We start from the raw sequence: 14129 nt of genomic DNA on the forward strand, positions 1-14129 counted from the left end.
TCACTCCTGCTCCTCGGGACGGCGGGGCGGTTCGGTCGAGACTGGTTCTGCCTTGGCGTGCCTACCACGGCGGACGCCGCTCTGGAAGTTGGACATTCGTCCGCGAACGGCTTCGGCCGAACGCGGCGCCGCAGGCTTGGCGGGGCTCGGGGACTGGGACCGCGGCGCTGCGGAACCGGGCACCAGGTTCGACTTCGGAACCCGCTTGGGCAGCCCGGCCGAGGTGGTCTCCTGCTCTCCCCTGGCGTGTTCCACCAGCGCCTCGGCCGCCTGCCAGCCGACGTCCGCCGAGCCCCAGCCGGGGTCCGCGGAATCGGCGCTGGCCGACTGCGTGGCCGTGAACCCGCTCGGGGCTTCCAGCGCGTCGGCGCCGGCCGTCGGGTCCGGGCCGACCGGCTGCTCGGCCTGCCCGGCCGCGGGCTGGGCGGCCCGCGAATCGGATTCGGCGGACGAGTCCGGTTCGGTGCGCGACCGGCTGCGGCCGTTCGCCAACCCGCCCAGCGGGTCGCGGCTCAACGACTGCGAACCGGTCGTCTCCGGGGAGCCCGAGGAGGGAGCTTCGGCGGCTTCCTCCCGGAACCACTGCGAGAGCACCGCCTCGTAGATCGGCAACCGCTCGGTCGGCGCGTCGTCGGCCTCGCGGTGCTGGTGAGCCATGCCCAGCGGCGGTGGCTCGGTGCCCGCACCGTTCGGCGCCGGTGGGTCGGCCGGCTGCCAAGCCGGTTCCCAGTCGGCCGACGGGCGGGCGAACTGCTGGGTCTTCTCGGCCTCGAACGGGCTGTTGAACAGGTCTTCCCGCGCATCGTCGACGCGGCTGAACGTGGTCGTCTCGTCGTCCAGGCCGCCGTGCTCGGGCACGCCGTCCAGGCCGGGCGGCGTGCCGCACTGGCCGTCGAAGTCGGCGGCGGCCTGCTCGGCGGGCCACGCGTCGGCCGCGGGCTGTTCCGTGGTCGCCTGCTCCGGCGGTTCGTCCCGGATCGCGGGCCGCTCGGCGGTGTCCCAGCGAGGCACGTCGCTGACTCCGTAGTCGTTCCGGGCGGCGAGCCGGACCGAGTAGTCGGTGCTCGGTTCGGCGGCCGGCTGCTCGGGCTGCGAGGTTTCGGACCGCTCCGGTTCGGGCTCCCGGCGGACGGGCTCCTGCCGCGTGGATTCCCGCTCGGCGGGTTCCTGCCGCGCGGCCTGCGGGCTCGGCTCGATCGGCGCGGAGTCCAGCTGATCGGCGGGGTCGTCGTCCTCGGTGACCCACTCCGGCGAGACGAACACCTTCTCGATCGCGCCCTTGCCGGTGGGCGCCGACGGCGCCGGGCCGGTCCGGGGCTGATCGAATTGGTCGAACTGCGCGGCACCGGACAAGCTCGCCTGCGGTTCCGCTTCGGCCGGCGGCAGCTGCTGCGCCGGGTCGCGCCCGGAAGCGGCGCCGCCGAACGCCGCGGCCAAGCCCGCGTGCGAGCCGGTGTCCACCGTCTCCCGGTCGTCCGCGGAAACCCGCTGCACGTCCGGCATCGGGCGCGGCCCGTCCGGGGTCAGCTGCACGACCAGCTCACCGGAGAGCCGCACGCTGGCGGTCACGCCGCCTTCCAGGTCACCGTTGTTGCGCAGGTCCACCCGGATGTCGTGGCGCTGGGCCAGCTGCCCGACCACGTACAGGCCCATCCGGCGGGAGACCGCGACGTCGATCTCCGGCGGCCTGGTCAGCCGCTCGTTGATCTCGCTGAGCTCGGCGGAGTCGATGCCCACCCCGCGGTCCCGGATCTCCAGCACCAGTTCCTGCCTGCGGTAGGCGGTGCGCACGGTGACCTCGGTGTCCGGGTTGGAGAACACCGTCGCGTTCTCCAGCAGCTCGGCCACCAGGTGCACGAAGTCGTTGACCACCCGGCCCTGGATGGCCAGGTCCGGCGAATCGGCGACGGCGACCCGGGTGTACTGCTCCACCTCGGAGACCGCGGCACCCACGACCTCGGTCAGCGGCACCGGCCGCACCATCCGGCGGGTCAGGTCGGTGCCGCCGAGGATCAGCAGGTTCTCGTTGTTCCGGCGCATCCGGGTCGCGAGGTGGTCCAGCTCGAACAGGCTGGAGAGCTGGTCCGGGTCCTGCTCGTCCTGCTCCAGCCGGTCGATCACGGACAGCTGGCGCTGCACCAGCGTCTGACTGCGGCGGGCCAGGTTGACGAACAGGTCGTTGACGTTGTTGCGCAGCAGCGCCTGCTCGGAGGCCAGCCGCAGCGCCTGCGAGTGCACCGCGTCGAACGAGCGGGCCACCCTGCCGATCTCCTCGTTGCTGTGCACCGGGATCGGCTCGACGTGCGTGACGCCGGGGCCCGCCTCGCTCAGGATCGACTGGACCGCGTCCGGCAGCCGCCGGTCGGCCACGTCCAACGCGGAATGCCGCAGCGTGCGCAGCGAACCGAGCAGCTGGCGGGCCACCACGAACGCCACCACCAGCGCGGCGATCAGCGCGAGCAGGGTCGCGACCGTCGCGAGGATGGTGCGCTGCTGCGCGTTCGACGCGGCTTGCTGGCTGGCCTGCTCCAGCTGGCCGCGCAGCTCGTCGCCGACCTGGTTGACCAGGTTGACCTGCTTGTCCGCGACGGTGTCCCACTCCTGCGGGTTCAGCGAACGCAGGTTGCGGTTGTCCGAGTCGTACGCCAGCGCGGTCTGCGCGATGCTGTTCGCCCGGTCGACCTCGGCGCCGGTCACGGTGTCCTGGTAGCGCTGCGCCTGGACCGGGCTGGCCACGGCGGTGAAGTAGTTCAGCGCGGACTCGTAGCGGGCGTCGGCCGAGAGCAGCTCGCGGTCCTGCTCGGTGCGGAACTGCCCGGATCGGATCGCGTCGTTGAGCAGCGCGGCGCGCGTCGAAGCGGCCTCCTGCGCGTCCGCGATCGCGTTCGTGGCCAGGGCCAGCCGCTGCAGCTCCGGTTCCCGGATGCCGGTGACGCCCTGCAGGTTCAGCTTCAGCAGGCTGGTGATGCTCTGGGTGTAGCTGCGCAGCACCCCCTCGGCCGGGTAGCTGGTGCTGTCGACCGACTGCCGCAGGCTGCTCAGCCGCGACTGCACGTTCTGCGCTTCGGTGCGGAACTGGTCGCTGACCGCCGGGTCGGAGGCGTCGATCAGGCCGGTCAGACCGGTGAGTTCCTGATCGACGGCCGAGCGGGTCTGGTTCAGCGCGGCCGGGTCGGCCGAGCGGCCGTCCGCGACGCGGGAGACCGAGAGGTCGCGTTCCCGCTGCAGCTGGTGCACCAGCCCGTTCATGGCGTTCTGCAGCCGCACCTGCTCGTGCGCGCGCTGGTAGGTGTTGGACTCCGCGAACCCGTCCCAGATGTGCAGCCCGCCGAACGCCACTGCGCTGAGCAGCGGGATCAGCAGGACCGCGAGCAGCTTGGTGCGCAGTCTCCAGTTGCTCAGCCGCCAGTCGCCCTCGCCGTCCCCCTGACCGGTTCGCGGCTGCACGGTTCCGAGGCCGAGCGAATCGCTCCGACCTCCGGTGCCGAGCGACTGAGTTCCGGTACCGAGCGCCTCGCCCATGTGGTGGATATCGGCGTCGGCCTGTTCCGTGCGGCTCAGGCGCTCGCGACCTGTGTCTCCTCGGGCCACTCCAGGCTTCCTCTTTCGACAACAGCGGAGGCTCGCACCGCTTGCGAAAATCTACACTTCGATCACACCGAGGAACGAACCCGCAGTTCAGCGGGCATTTCTTCGGCTGATCAGCGAACCGGCTCCCGTCTGGGACGGTCGCCGGACGCCATGGGTTCCAGCGCAGCACAGGGTACTTGCGAGGACCATCGACGGGGAAGTGGGTAAGGACACGGTAGGTAACCTACCCGCATAACGTTCACTCCAAAGAGGAGTGTACGTGCGTCTTCGGCTCGCTGATCACTACGCGTAGCTTTCAGTCCGTCGCTCTGGCTCGTCACGCCCATGCCGCCACTCGTTCGGCCTATCACTTAAGGTGTCCGTCGATTCGGCGAGTCGATGAACATCGGGCATGATCCCCTCGCCGTCGGTTCATCGACACCTGATCCGGTCGGCCGAACGGGTAGCGCAACGCTCCCCGAAACGGCTCGCTTATCACTCTAGGTGATCAGCGTCGAACCGAACGTTGATCAACAGTAGATCAACACCCGCGCCCTGGCGGCCGGACCCCGCACCGGCTGCGAGTGCGCCCGCACCGCCGCGGAGCCCGCGCCGACCGAGGAGAAACGACCGAGATGCGCAGCCCAGCACCGAGTCCCGGCCGCCGCGCCGCCGCGCTTCCGGGTGGGGACTGACATGGCCCGGCTCGCCCGCGGCCTGGCCGGACTGGCCGGCCTGCTCGCCGTCTGGGAACTGGCCTGCGCGATCGGCCTGCTCGACGCCCGCTACCTGCCGCCGCCGTCGACAGTGCTGCCGCGAGCCGCCGAGCTGCTGGCCGGCGACACCGACTTCCTGCTGGACAGCGTCGCGACGGTGCTGACGTTCCTGATCGCGGTGGGACTGGCCGCACTGATCGCGATCCCGCTCGGACTGCTGCTCGGCAGCGTCCGGCCCGCGCGCACGGCGATGCTGACGGTCGTGGAATTCCTGCGCCCGCTGCCCGCGGTGGCGCTGCTGCCGCTGCTGATGCTGCTGCTCGGCGGCGGACCCGGAACCAAGATCACGCTGGCCACCTACGCGGCGGTGTGGCCGATCCTGTTCAACACGATGTACGCGCTGGACGAGATGGACCCGCTCTACACCGACATCGCCCGGTCCTTCCGGTTCAGCAGGTTGCGCACGGCCTGCACGGTCGCGCTGCCGCACGCGGCGCCGTTCGTGGCCACCGGCATCCGGGTCTCCGCGTCGATCGCGCTGGTCGTGGTGGTGGTCGTGGAGCTGATCGCGGGCGGGGCGCGCGGCGTGGGCACCTTCATCCTGGAGGCCAGCTCCGGCGGCGGGCGGATGGACCTGGTGCTGGCGGGCACGGTGATCGTCGGCGTGCTCGGCTACCTGATCAACACCGGCCTGCACCAGCTCCAGCGCAGGCTGTTCGGCTGGGCCACGAGCCGGGAGGAACTGTGAAGTCGCTGCGGAAGTTCCTGGGCAAGTGGGGCCTGCTGCTGGTCCTGCTGGTGGCGTGGGAGATCGTCACGCGCGCCGCGGGCAGCGTGTACTTCCTGCCACCGACGCGGATCGCCGCGCACGCATGGCAGCTGTGGCTGACCGGGCCCGCCGAGCAGCTGTGGCTGACCGACGCGGTGTTCCGGGACGTGCTGCCGAGCCTGGGCAGGCTGTTCGGCGGCTGGCTGATCTCCGGTGCGGCCGGGGTCGCCATCGGCGTCGCGCTCGGCCGCTCCCGGCGGGCCACCGACTACTTCGGGCCGCTGCTGGACTTCTTCCGGTCGGTGCCCACTCCGGCGCTGGTGCCGCTGTTCCTGGTGCTGTTCACGCTGGGCACGCCGATGCAGCTGGCGACGATCGTGTTCGGCACGGTGTTCACCGTGGTGCTCAACACCGCCGACGGCGCGGCCTCGGTGGACGCGGTCAAGCAGCACACCGCCCGCGCTTTCCGGATCGGCCGGTGGGACTGGTGGAGCCGGATCGTGCTGCCCGCGGCCGCGCCGAAGATCTTCGCCGGGCTGCGGATCAGCCTGTCGCAGGCGCTGATCCTGATGGTGGTCTCCGAGATGGTCGGCGCCAGCAGCGGCCTCGGCTACCAGCTCGTCTACGCCCAGCAGCAGTTCGAGTTCGCCGACCTGTGGGCGGGAATCGTGCTGCTGGCCCTGCTGGGCTACCTGCTCAACACCGCGCTGCTTGCGGTGCAGCGGCGGGCGCTCACCTGGCAACACGGCTCCGCCGACCCCGCGCGAGCGAAAGGATGACTGTGCGCACGATGCTGGAGGTGGCCGGGCTCGGCCACACCTACGAAGGCGGCCACGTCGCCATCCGCGACCTGGGCTTCACGGTCGAGGAGGGGCAGCTGACCTGCATCGTCGGTCCGTCCGGCTGCGGCAAGTCGACGCTGCTGCGGCTGGTCGGCGGCCTGCAACGACCCACCAGCGGCCGCGTGGCGCTGCGCGGCGAGCAGATCGACGGCGTGCCGGAGGACCTCGCGGTGGTCTTCCAGGACTACGGCCGCTCGCTGTTCCCGTGGATGACGGTGCGCGGCAACGTGGAGTTCCCGCTGCGCACGCGCTCTGTGAAGCGGCGCGAGCGGGCCGCGGAAGCGCTGTCCTGGGTGGGTCTGGCCGACGCGGCGAAGAAGTACCCGTGGCAGCTCTCCGGCGGGATGCAGCAGCGGGTGGCGATCGCGCGGGCGCTGGCGACCCGGCCCGAGCTGCTGCTGCTGGACGAACCGTTCGCCTCGGTCGACGCGCAGACCCGGTTCGAGCTGGAGGACCTGCTGCTGTCCGTGCGCGAGCAGTACGGCAGCACGATCCTGCTGGTCACGCACGACATCGACGAGAGCGTCTACCTCGGCGACCGGGTGCTGGTGCTGTCCCGCTCGCCCGCGGAAGTCGTCGCCGACCTGGACGTCGACCTCGGTTCCGAGCGCGACCAGATCGGCACCCGGGCATCCGACGGGTTCATCACGCTCCGTAGTCACGTGGCGAAACTGTTGCAGTCCGGTCGCGCGGAGACCGCAGCCAACTGATCGAGCCCGGCAACCGGGAAATTCCCCACACTTCCCGGAAATACCGGGAAGTTCGGGCCATTCGCCCGCGAATGACCCGGGCGGCGGCGCGGGCGCCGAATCGCGAATTCTGGGGAAATCATTCGACCCGATGCGCCGACCGGCGCGCCGATCATTTCCCGGCGCCGCCCGGAACCGCGGATCAATACATCCGGCGCCCGCTCGGGGCGACCGGAACGTGCAGCACGGTCGGGCCGGATTCGGCCAATGCCGCGCGCAGTTCCCGATCGAATTCGGTCAGGTCGTCCACCCGCCGCGCCGCGCAGCCCATGCCCTGCGCCAGCGCCACGAAGTCGATGCCACCGAGGCGCACACCGGGCATCTTGCCGTCCTCGCCCACCTCGCCGAGCAGCCGCACCGCCGCGTACTCCTCGTTGTCCAGCACCAGCACCGTCAGCGACGCGTGCTCCTGGGCCGCGGTCCACAACGCCTGGATGCCGTACATGCTCGCGCCGTCGCCGAGCACGCCGACCACCGGGCGCCGGGTGGCCAGCGCGGACCCGACCACCGCGGAGATGCCGTAGCCCAGCGCACCGCTGGCACCCGCGTGGAAGTCCTGCTCCGGGGAGTCGAACGGCAGGAAGCGCTGGATCGTCTGCTTGTGCGTGGGCGCCTCGGTGACCACCACGGCGTCCGCGGGCAGCTGTTCGCGCAGCACGCTGAGCACGTGCTCGGCCGGTGGCGGGCTGGTCAGCGGCGGCAGTTCGGGAAGCTGCCTGCCGGTGGGCAGCGGCCGTTCGGATTGCGGCAGCTCCGGCAGCAGCTGGCGCAGCGCCGGTCCCAGCGCCGCGCGGATGCCCCGGGTGTGCTGGGCACGCGCGAGGATCTGCGGATCGTCGCTGATCAAGAAGCTCGACGGCCATTCGCGCTCGGCCGCGCCGCGGAACACGTGGTAGGTGAACGCGGGCGCCCCGAAGACTCCGACGAGGTCGTACTCGGCAAGGTCAGCGGCGACCGCGGCCTCGGAGGGTTGCAGGAATCCGGCGAACTGCGGGTGCGTCTCCGGGAACGACGAGCGCGAGACCATCGGCGAGAGCCACACCGCCGCGCGGGTCCGCTCGGCCAGCTCGACCATCTCGCGCACCGCGCCCTCCTCGATCACCGCGGGCCCGACGACGAGCGCGGGCCGCAGGCACGAGCGCAGCGCGTCGGCGAACTCGCTGATCGCGGCCGGGTCCGCGCCGGGCTGGGCGATCGGCGCGGGTGCTTCGACGGGCTCACCGGGCTCGTCCCAGTCGTCGGCGGGCACGGACAGGAACACCGGACCGCGCGGCGCCTGCATCGCCAGCTGGTAGGCGCGGGCCAGCGCCAGCGGAACGTCCGCGGCGCGGGCGGGTTCCAGCGACCACTTCACGTACGGCTTGGGGAACTCCGGCGCCTCGGTCGCGCCCAGGAACGGATCGTGCGGCAGCAACCGCCGAACCTGCTGACCGGCGAGGACGATCATCGGCGTGCGGTTGCGGTAGGCGCCGAACACCGCGCCCAGCGCGTGCCCCACCCCACCTGCGGAGTGCAGGTTGACCAGCACCGCGTTGCCGGTCTGCTGCGCGTAGCCGTCGGCCATCGCGGCGGCCACCGACTCCTGCAGCCCCAGCACGTAGCGGAAGTCGTCCGGCCACTGGTCCAGGAACGGCACCTCGGTCGTGCCCGGGTTGCCGAAGACCGTGGTGAGTCCCAGCTCGCGCATCAACCCGCGGGTCACGTCGCGCACGGTCGGCACGGCGGCGTCGGCCATCAGCTTCCTCCCGAACCATTCACATTTTTCCCGCAGCGGGAGAAAAATCCGGCACCCGAACCGCCGACGCTACGCGATGTCGAATACTCGACACGCCTCGTCACCAAAAAGAAGATCATCTTGACACGTTCGGGCACATAGCATTCAAATCCTATTGCAGCCTGTAACGCCAGGTACGACGTGGGCTTCCGGTGCGCCACCCCGCACGGCCAGCTCCGTGTCGCTTTCCGCACCGCTCGCCCAAGGAGGCACCCCCCACATGCCGAGCAGACCGATCGGGACCGCACGCCGCAGATCCCGGCTTCGCCTCACCCGCGCACTACTTTCCGTGGCCACGATCGGCGCTACCGCTTTCACGCTGAGCGGGTGCGGATTGCTCAGCGGCGCGGACGGCTCCAACGCCACCGGCGGCGACGCGGGGCTGGAGAAACCGACGATCGTGATCGGTTCGCTGCCCGCGCTGTCCCAGGCCCCGGTCGCGCTCGCGCAGGCGAAGGGCTACTTCCAGGACGAGGGCCTCAACGTCAAGGTCCAGCCGGTCGGCGACGGACCGGCCGCGCTGACCTCGCTGCTGTCCGGGCAGAACGACATCAGCCTGGGCAGCTACACCGCGCCGATCAAGGCGCAGGCCACCGGCGCCGGTGACCTCAAGTTCGTCAGCGAGATGATGGTCTCGGTGCCGAACAACATGAACATCATGACGTTGCCGAACTCCTCGGTGAAGAAGCCGGAGGACCTCTCCAACGCCAAGATCGCCATCAGCGCACCGGGCGCGATCACCGACATCGGCGCCAAGGCCGCGCTGCAGGAACGCGGAGTGGACATCCGCAACGCCGAGTTCGTCAAGTTCGGCTTCCCGGACATGCTGTCCGCGCTGCAGAACGGGCAGGTCGACGCGGCGGTGATGACCGAGCCGTTCATCACCCAGGCCGCGAAGAACGCGGGCGCGACCACGGTGGTGGACTGCTTCTCCGGCGGCACTTCGGACTTCCCGGTGGCCGGGGCGACGACCACCGCGAAGTTCGCGCAGGAGAACCCGAAGACGCTGCAGGCGTTCCAGCGCGCGGTCCAGCGGGCGCAGTTGACCGGGCAGAACCGGGCCGAGGTGACGCCGCTGCTGCCGCAGTTCGCCAAGATCACCCCGGAGCTGGCGCCGATCGTCGAGCTGGGCAAGATCCCGACCTCGATGGACGCCGCCCGGTTGCAGCGGGTCTCGGAGCTGATGAAGCGCTTCGGGCAGATCGGCAAGGAGGTCGACGTGTCCAAGATGCTGGTGCAGCCGCCGCCGCTGGAGGAAGCCCAGCCCGCAGGCCGCTGACCGGATCGCTCTCGGAGTCCCACCGACGATCACGAGTGAACGGCCTGTTGGACCAATCTAGTGGGACCAGCAGTCCGTTCACTCGGCTCGGTCCGCCCGATCAGCGCGGCGCATCCCGGCTCGGGCCCACCGACGATCATGAGCGAACGGACCGTTTGACCAACCTAGTGGGACCAACGGTCCGTTCACTGGTGCATCCCGCGGAGGCTAGTAGAGGGGTGTCGGGGCCGGGTCGACGTGCACGTGGAGCAGGCGCGGGCCGGAGGGGCGGCCGGGCAGGGCCGCGAGTTCGGCGGCCAGCTCGCCGGGCTCGCGCACCGTCGTCGCCGGACAGCCGAGGCTGCGCGCCAGCCCCGCGAAGTCCGTGCCACCCAGCTCGACGCCGGGCAGCTTCTGCTCGCCACCGCTGAGCACGGCCACCGCGGCGTACCGGGAGTTGTCCAGGATCACGAACGTCACCGGCGCCTGCTCGCGCACCGCCGTCCACACCGCCTGGAACCCGTACATGCTGGAACCGTCGCCGAGCAGCGCCAGCACCGGCCGCTGCGGGTCGGCCATCGCCACGCCCACCGCGGCGCCGATGCCGTAACCGAGCGCGCCCGAGGCGGCCGCGAAGAACCCGCCGTCGCGCGAGCGGATCGGAAAGTGCTCGTGCAGGTCGTTGCGGTGGCTCGGGGCTTCTTCGACCACGACGGCCGCCGCGGGCAACACCGCATTGATCTCGGCGAGCACGTAGCTCGCGCTCATCGGCGTCCCGGCCCGCGGACGCGGCGGACGTTGCAACGCCGCCGGTTCCGGCCGCTCCGACGCGCGCACCAGCTCACCGAGCCCGCGCACCGAGTGCGCCATCGTCCCCAGCAGGCCGGTGCCGCGGCGGGCGCGCGCGAGCACGTCCGGGTCGTCGTGCAGGAGGAACAGCTCCGGCAGCTCGTCAGCCGCCGGACCTCGGTAGACGTGGTAGGTGAACGCGGCAGCGCCGAAGACCGCGACCAGGTCGTAGGCGGCGAGTTCGGCGGCCAGCAGCTTCCGCTCGGGCTGCAGGAAACCCGCGAACCGCGGGTGGTCCTCGGGGAAGGAGCAGCGCGGGGACAGCGGGCTCGCCCACACCGCGGCCTTCGCGCGCTCGGCCAGCGCCACCATCTCCGGCACGACTCCCTCGTGATCGACGGCCGGGCCGACCACGAACGCGGGACGTTCGGCACCGCCCAGCGCCTCCGCCAGTCCCGCGAGCGCCGCCGGATCAGGGGCCGGGCCGGGCGTGACCGGCCGGTCCGGGACCTCGGTGGCCGGCCGGTCCCAGTCGTCGGCGGGGATCGACACGAACACCGGCCCCTGCGGCGGAGTCACCGCGAGCTGGTGGGCGCGGGCGATCGCCGCGGGCACGTCGGCCGCACTGACCGGTTCGCAGCTGAACTTCACGTACGGCTTGGGGAACTGCGGCGCGTCGGTCGCGCCGAGGAACGGCTCGTCCAGCAGCAGCGTCCGGGTCTGCTGCCCGGCCGTCACGACCAGCGGGGTGCCGTTGCGGTACGCGGTGAACAGCGACCCGAGCCCGTGCCCGACGCCGCCCGCCGAATGCAGGTTCACCAGCGCCGGAGCCCGGCGCGCCTGGGCGTACCCGTCGGCCATCGCGACGACCGCGGATTCCTGCAGGCCCAGCACGTAGCCGAAGTCGTCCGGCCAGTCCGCCAGGAACGGCACCTCGGTCGTGCCCGGATTGCCGAACACGGTGGTCATCCCGAGCCTGCGCAGCAGATCCCGCGTGACGTCCCGAACCGTCCGATCGCCCATGCCCGCCTCCCGCGACGACTCCGATCAAGCCCAGCACACCGGCACCCGCTCAGTGCACACCGCGCCATCCGGCGAGCGGAAGCCCTCGGCCCCGCGCACCCCGGCCGCGGTCGCGGCGGTGGAATACTGGAGACCGGTCCGGCCGTTGTCAGCGTGGCCGATCACCTGCGCAAAGCCCCCACCCGCACGAAAGCGCCCGAACAGCCGAGGGAGCAGCACCCGTGACCGACGGACCGCTGATCGTCCAGTCCGACAAGACCCTGCTGCTGGAAGTCGACCACGAGCAGGCCGACGAAGCGCGCACCGCCATCGCCCCGTTCGCGGAACTGGAACGCGCCCCCGAGCACGTGCACACCTACCGGATCACACCGCTGGCGCTGTGGAACGCGCGCGCCGCGGGGCACGACGCGGAGCAGGTGGTCGACGGCCTGGTCCGGTACTCCCGCTACCCCGTTCCGCAGCCGCTGCTGGTCGACATCGCCGAGACCATGGGCCGGTTCGGCCGGTTGCAGCTCGCGCACGACCCGGCGCACGGGCTGGTGCTGATCTCGCTGGACCGCGCGGTGCTGGAAGAGGTGATGCGGCACAAGAAGGTCAAGCCGATGCTCGGCGAGCGCATCGACGACGACACCGTGGCCGTGCATCCCAGCGAGCGCGGGCGGCTCAAGCAGCTGCTGCTCAAGATCGGCTGGCCCGCCGAGGACCTGGCGGGCTACGTCGACGGCGAAGCGCACCCGATCAGCCTCCGCGAAGAGGGCTGGAGCCTGCGGGACTACCAGCGCCAAGCGGTGCAGTCGTTCTGGTCGGGCGGTTCCGGCGTGGTCGTGCTGCCGTGCGGCGCCGGCAAGACGCTGGTCGGCGCCGCCGCGATGGCCGAGGCGGGCGCGACCACGCTGATCCTGGTCACCAACACCGTCGCGGGCAGGCAGTGGAAGCGGGAGCTGGTCGAGCGCACCTCGCTGACCGAGGAGGAGATCGGCGAGTACTCCGGCGAGAAGAAGGAGATCCGCCCGGTCACCATCGCCACCTACCAGGTGATCACCCGCAAGTCGAAGGGCGAGTACAAGCACCTGGAGCTGTTCGACTCCCGCGACTGGGGACTGGTGGTCTACGACGAGGTGCACCTGCTGCCCGCCCCGGTGTTCCGGATGACCGCCGACCTGCAGTCGCGGCGGCGCCTCGGGCTGACCGCGACGCTGGTGCGCGAGGACGGCCGGGAAGGCGACGTGTTCTCGCTGATCGGGCCGAAGCGCTTCGACGCGCCGTGGAAGGACATCGAGTCGCAGGGCTGGATCGCCCCGGCCGACTGCGTCGAAGTGCGCGTGACCCTCACCGACGACGAGCGGCTGCGCTACGCCACCTCGGAAGCCGAGGAGCGCTACAAGGTCTGCTCCACGGCACGCACCAAGGCCCCGGTCGTGCGGGCGATCCTCGATCAGCACCCGGGCGAGCCGGCGCTGGTGATCGGCGCGTACCTGGAGCAGCTGCACGAGCTCGGCGAGGCGCTGGACGCGCCGATCGTCGAGGGCTCCACCCGGAACAAGGAGCGGGAGAAGCTCTTCGACGCGTTCCGACGCGGCGAGATCGACCGGCTCGTGGTGTCGAAAGTGGCGAACTTCTCCATCGACTTGCCGGAGGCTTCGGTGGCGGTGCAGGTCTCCGGCACGTTCGGTTCCCGCCAGGAGGAGGCGCAGCGGCTCGGCCGGTTGCTGCGCCCGAAGGCCGAGGGCAGGCAGGCGCACTTCTACTCGGTGGTCTCCCGGGACACCCTGGACACCGACTACGCCGCGCACCGCCAGCGGTTCCTGGCCGAACAGGGCTACGCCTACCGCATCGTGGACGCCGATGACCTGCTCGGACCGGCGTTGCCGGACGTGGGTTGATCAGTTCCGCCGCCCGGCCGCCGCGGCTTGCGGGCGGGGTCGTATTTTCGGTGGCGTTGGCGAAACTGCCCGTGCGACGCACGGCACCGGTTACCGTTTGCGAGACAGACGCAGCAGTGGAGATCGGATGAACACCGAGAAGCACAACACCGCGGTGGGTGGTGCGCACCGGTTCATCGGGCTCGCGGAGAACCTCGAACGGCACGCGGGTACGCCGACTGCCGCCGAGCCGCCCAACGTCCGCGGCGACAACCGCGGGTACGGGCTGGTGTTCTTCCACCTGGACCAGTACCACCTGAGCACGGTGATCAGCTCGGGCCTGCGGTTCCAGCCGCTCGGTGCCGACCCGGCGCAGGAGCTCGCGTGCACGGTGTACAAGGAGCAGGCCGAAGCGGCCCGGCACCTGGTGGACGTGACCAGCGAGCTGCTGGTGGAGAGCGGCACGCACCTGGTGCCGGACCAGATCGTGCCGAACGAGAGCCCGCTGCTGCCCGGCACCGAGTTCTTCGGCGTGCTGGCCAGCGGGCATCCGCTGTTCCCGCCCGAGTTCACCAGGTTCACCGACCAGGAGGGCACCGAGCAGCTGCAGGTGTTCACGCTGCTGCCGGTCACCCTCGGGGAGCTGAACTACATCCTGGACAGCGGGGTAACCGCGCTGCGCCAGCAGTGGGCGCGGTTCGAGGTGGACGTGTTCGACCTGGGCCGCCCCAGCGTGGCCTGACCTTCCGCGGCCCTGACCGCTCGCGGCGGTGCGGC

The 14129-nt window shown here is 71.1% G+C and carries 9 protein-coding genes; 6 read left to right on the top strand and 3 right to left on the bottom strand.

The genetic code is table 11. The annotated features are described in order from the left end of the window. Positions 1–3447 (bottom strand): nitrate- and nitrite sensing domain-containing protein, encoded by a 3447-nt coding sequence (locus V1457_RS05440; protein WP_338601000.1) that lies wholly within the window; start codon positions 3445–3447, stop codon positions 1–3. Positions 3448–4266: 819 nt separating this feature from the next. On the opposite strand from V1457_RS05440, the gene V1457_RS05445 reads away from it, so the two are divergent. Genes V1457_RS05445 through V1457_RS05455 form a run of 3 tightly spaced genes read left to right on the top strand, consistent with a single transcriptional unit; the run spans position 4267 to position 6607 of the window. Then, positions 4267–5034, top strand: a complete 768-nt coding sequence (locus V1457_RS05445) for an ABC transporter permease (RefSeq protein WP_200068372.1) — start codon at positions 4267–4269, stop codon at positions 5032–5034. Beyond that, positions 5031–5834, top strand: coding sequence for an ABC transporter permease (locus V1457_RS05450; protein WP_295148058.1), 804 nt, complete (start codon positions 5031–5033; stop codon positions 5832–5834). The genes V1457_RS05445 and V1457_RS05450 overlap by 4 nt, the downstream gene beginning before the upstream one ends. Before the next feature lie 2 nt (positions 5835–5836). Continuing rightward, positions 5837–6607: an ABC transporter ATP-binding protein gene (locus tag V1457_RS05455; RefSeq protein WP_200068370.1), complete on the top strand. Its 771-nt coding sequence runs from the start codon at positions 5837–5839 to the stop codon at positions 6605–6607. Between the two features lie 181 nt (positions 6608–6788). Here V1457_RS05455 and mdlC (V1457_RS05460) read toward each other — a convergent pair whose 3' ends face one another. Next, positions 6789–8381, bottom strand: a complete 1593-nt coding sequence (gene mdlC, locus V1457_RS05460; protein ID WP_338601008.1) for a benzoylformate decarboxylase — start codon at positions 8379–8381, stop codon at positions 6789–6791. Between the two features lie 328 nt (positions 8382–8709). On the opposite strand from mdlC (V1457_RS05460), the gene V1457_RS05465 reads away from it, so the two are divergent. Continuing rightward, entirely contained in the window at positions 8710–9699 is a 990-nt protein-coding gene (locus tag V1457_RS05465) for an ABC transporter substrate-binding protein (RefSeq protein WP_338601014.1), read from the top strand. 207 nt (positions 9700–9906) lie between these two features. Here the strand turns inward: V1457_RS05465 and mdlC (V1457_RS05470) are convergent, their stop codons facing one another. After that, complete coding sequence (mdlC, locus tag V1457_RS05470) at positions 9907–11490, bottom strand: benzoylformate decarboxylase (RefSeq protein WP_338601016.1); 1584 nt, start codon at positions 11488–11490, stop codon at positions 9907–9909. A 221-nt stretch (positions 11491–11711) separates the two neighbouring features. Here mdlC (V1457_RS05470) and V1457_RS05475 point away from each other — a divergent pair, with 221 nt between their 5' ends. After that, complete coding sequence (locus V1457_RS05475; RefSeq protein ID WP_200068366.1) at positions 11712–13373, top strand: DNA repair helicase XPB; 1662 nt, start codon at positions 11712–11714, stop codon at positions 13371–13373. Between the two features lie 127 nt (positions 13374–13500). Next, positions 13501–14094 carry a suppressor of fused domain protein gene (locus V1457_RS05480; protein ID WP_200068365.1) on the top strand — a complete coding sequence of 198 codons (594 nt, stop codon included), beginning with the start codon at positions 13501–13503 and terminating at the stop codon, positions 14092–14094. The last annotated feature ends 35 nt before the right edge of the window (positions 14095–14129 follow it).

Source organism: Saccharopolyspora sp. SCSIO 74807 (assembly GCF_037023755.1).
Classification (GTDB): domain Bacteria; phylum Actinomycetota; class Actinomycetes; order Mycobacteriales; family Pseudonocardiaceae; genus Saccharopolyspora_C; species Saccharopolyspora_C galaxeae.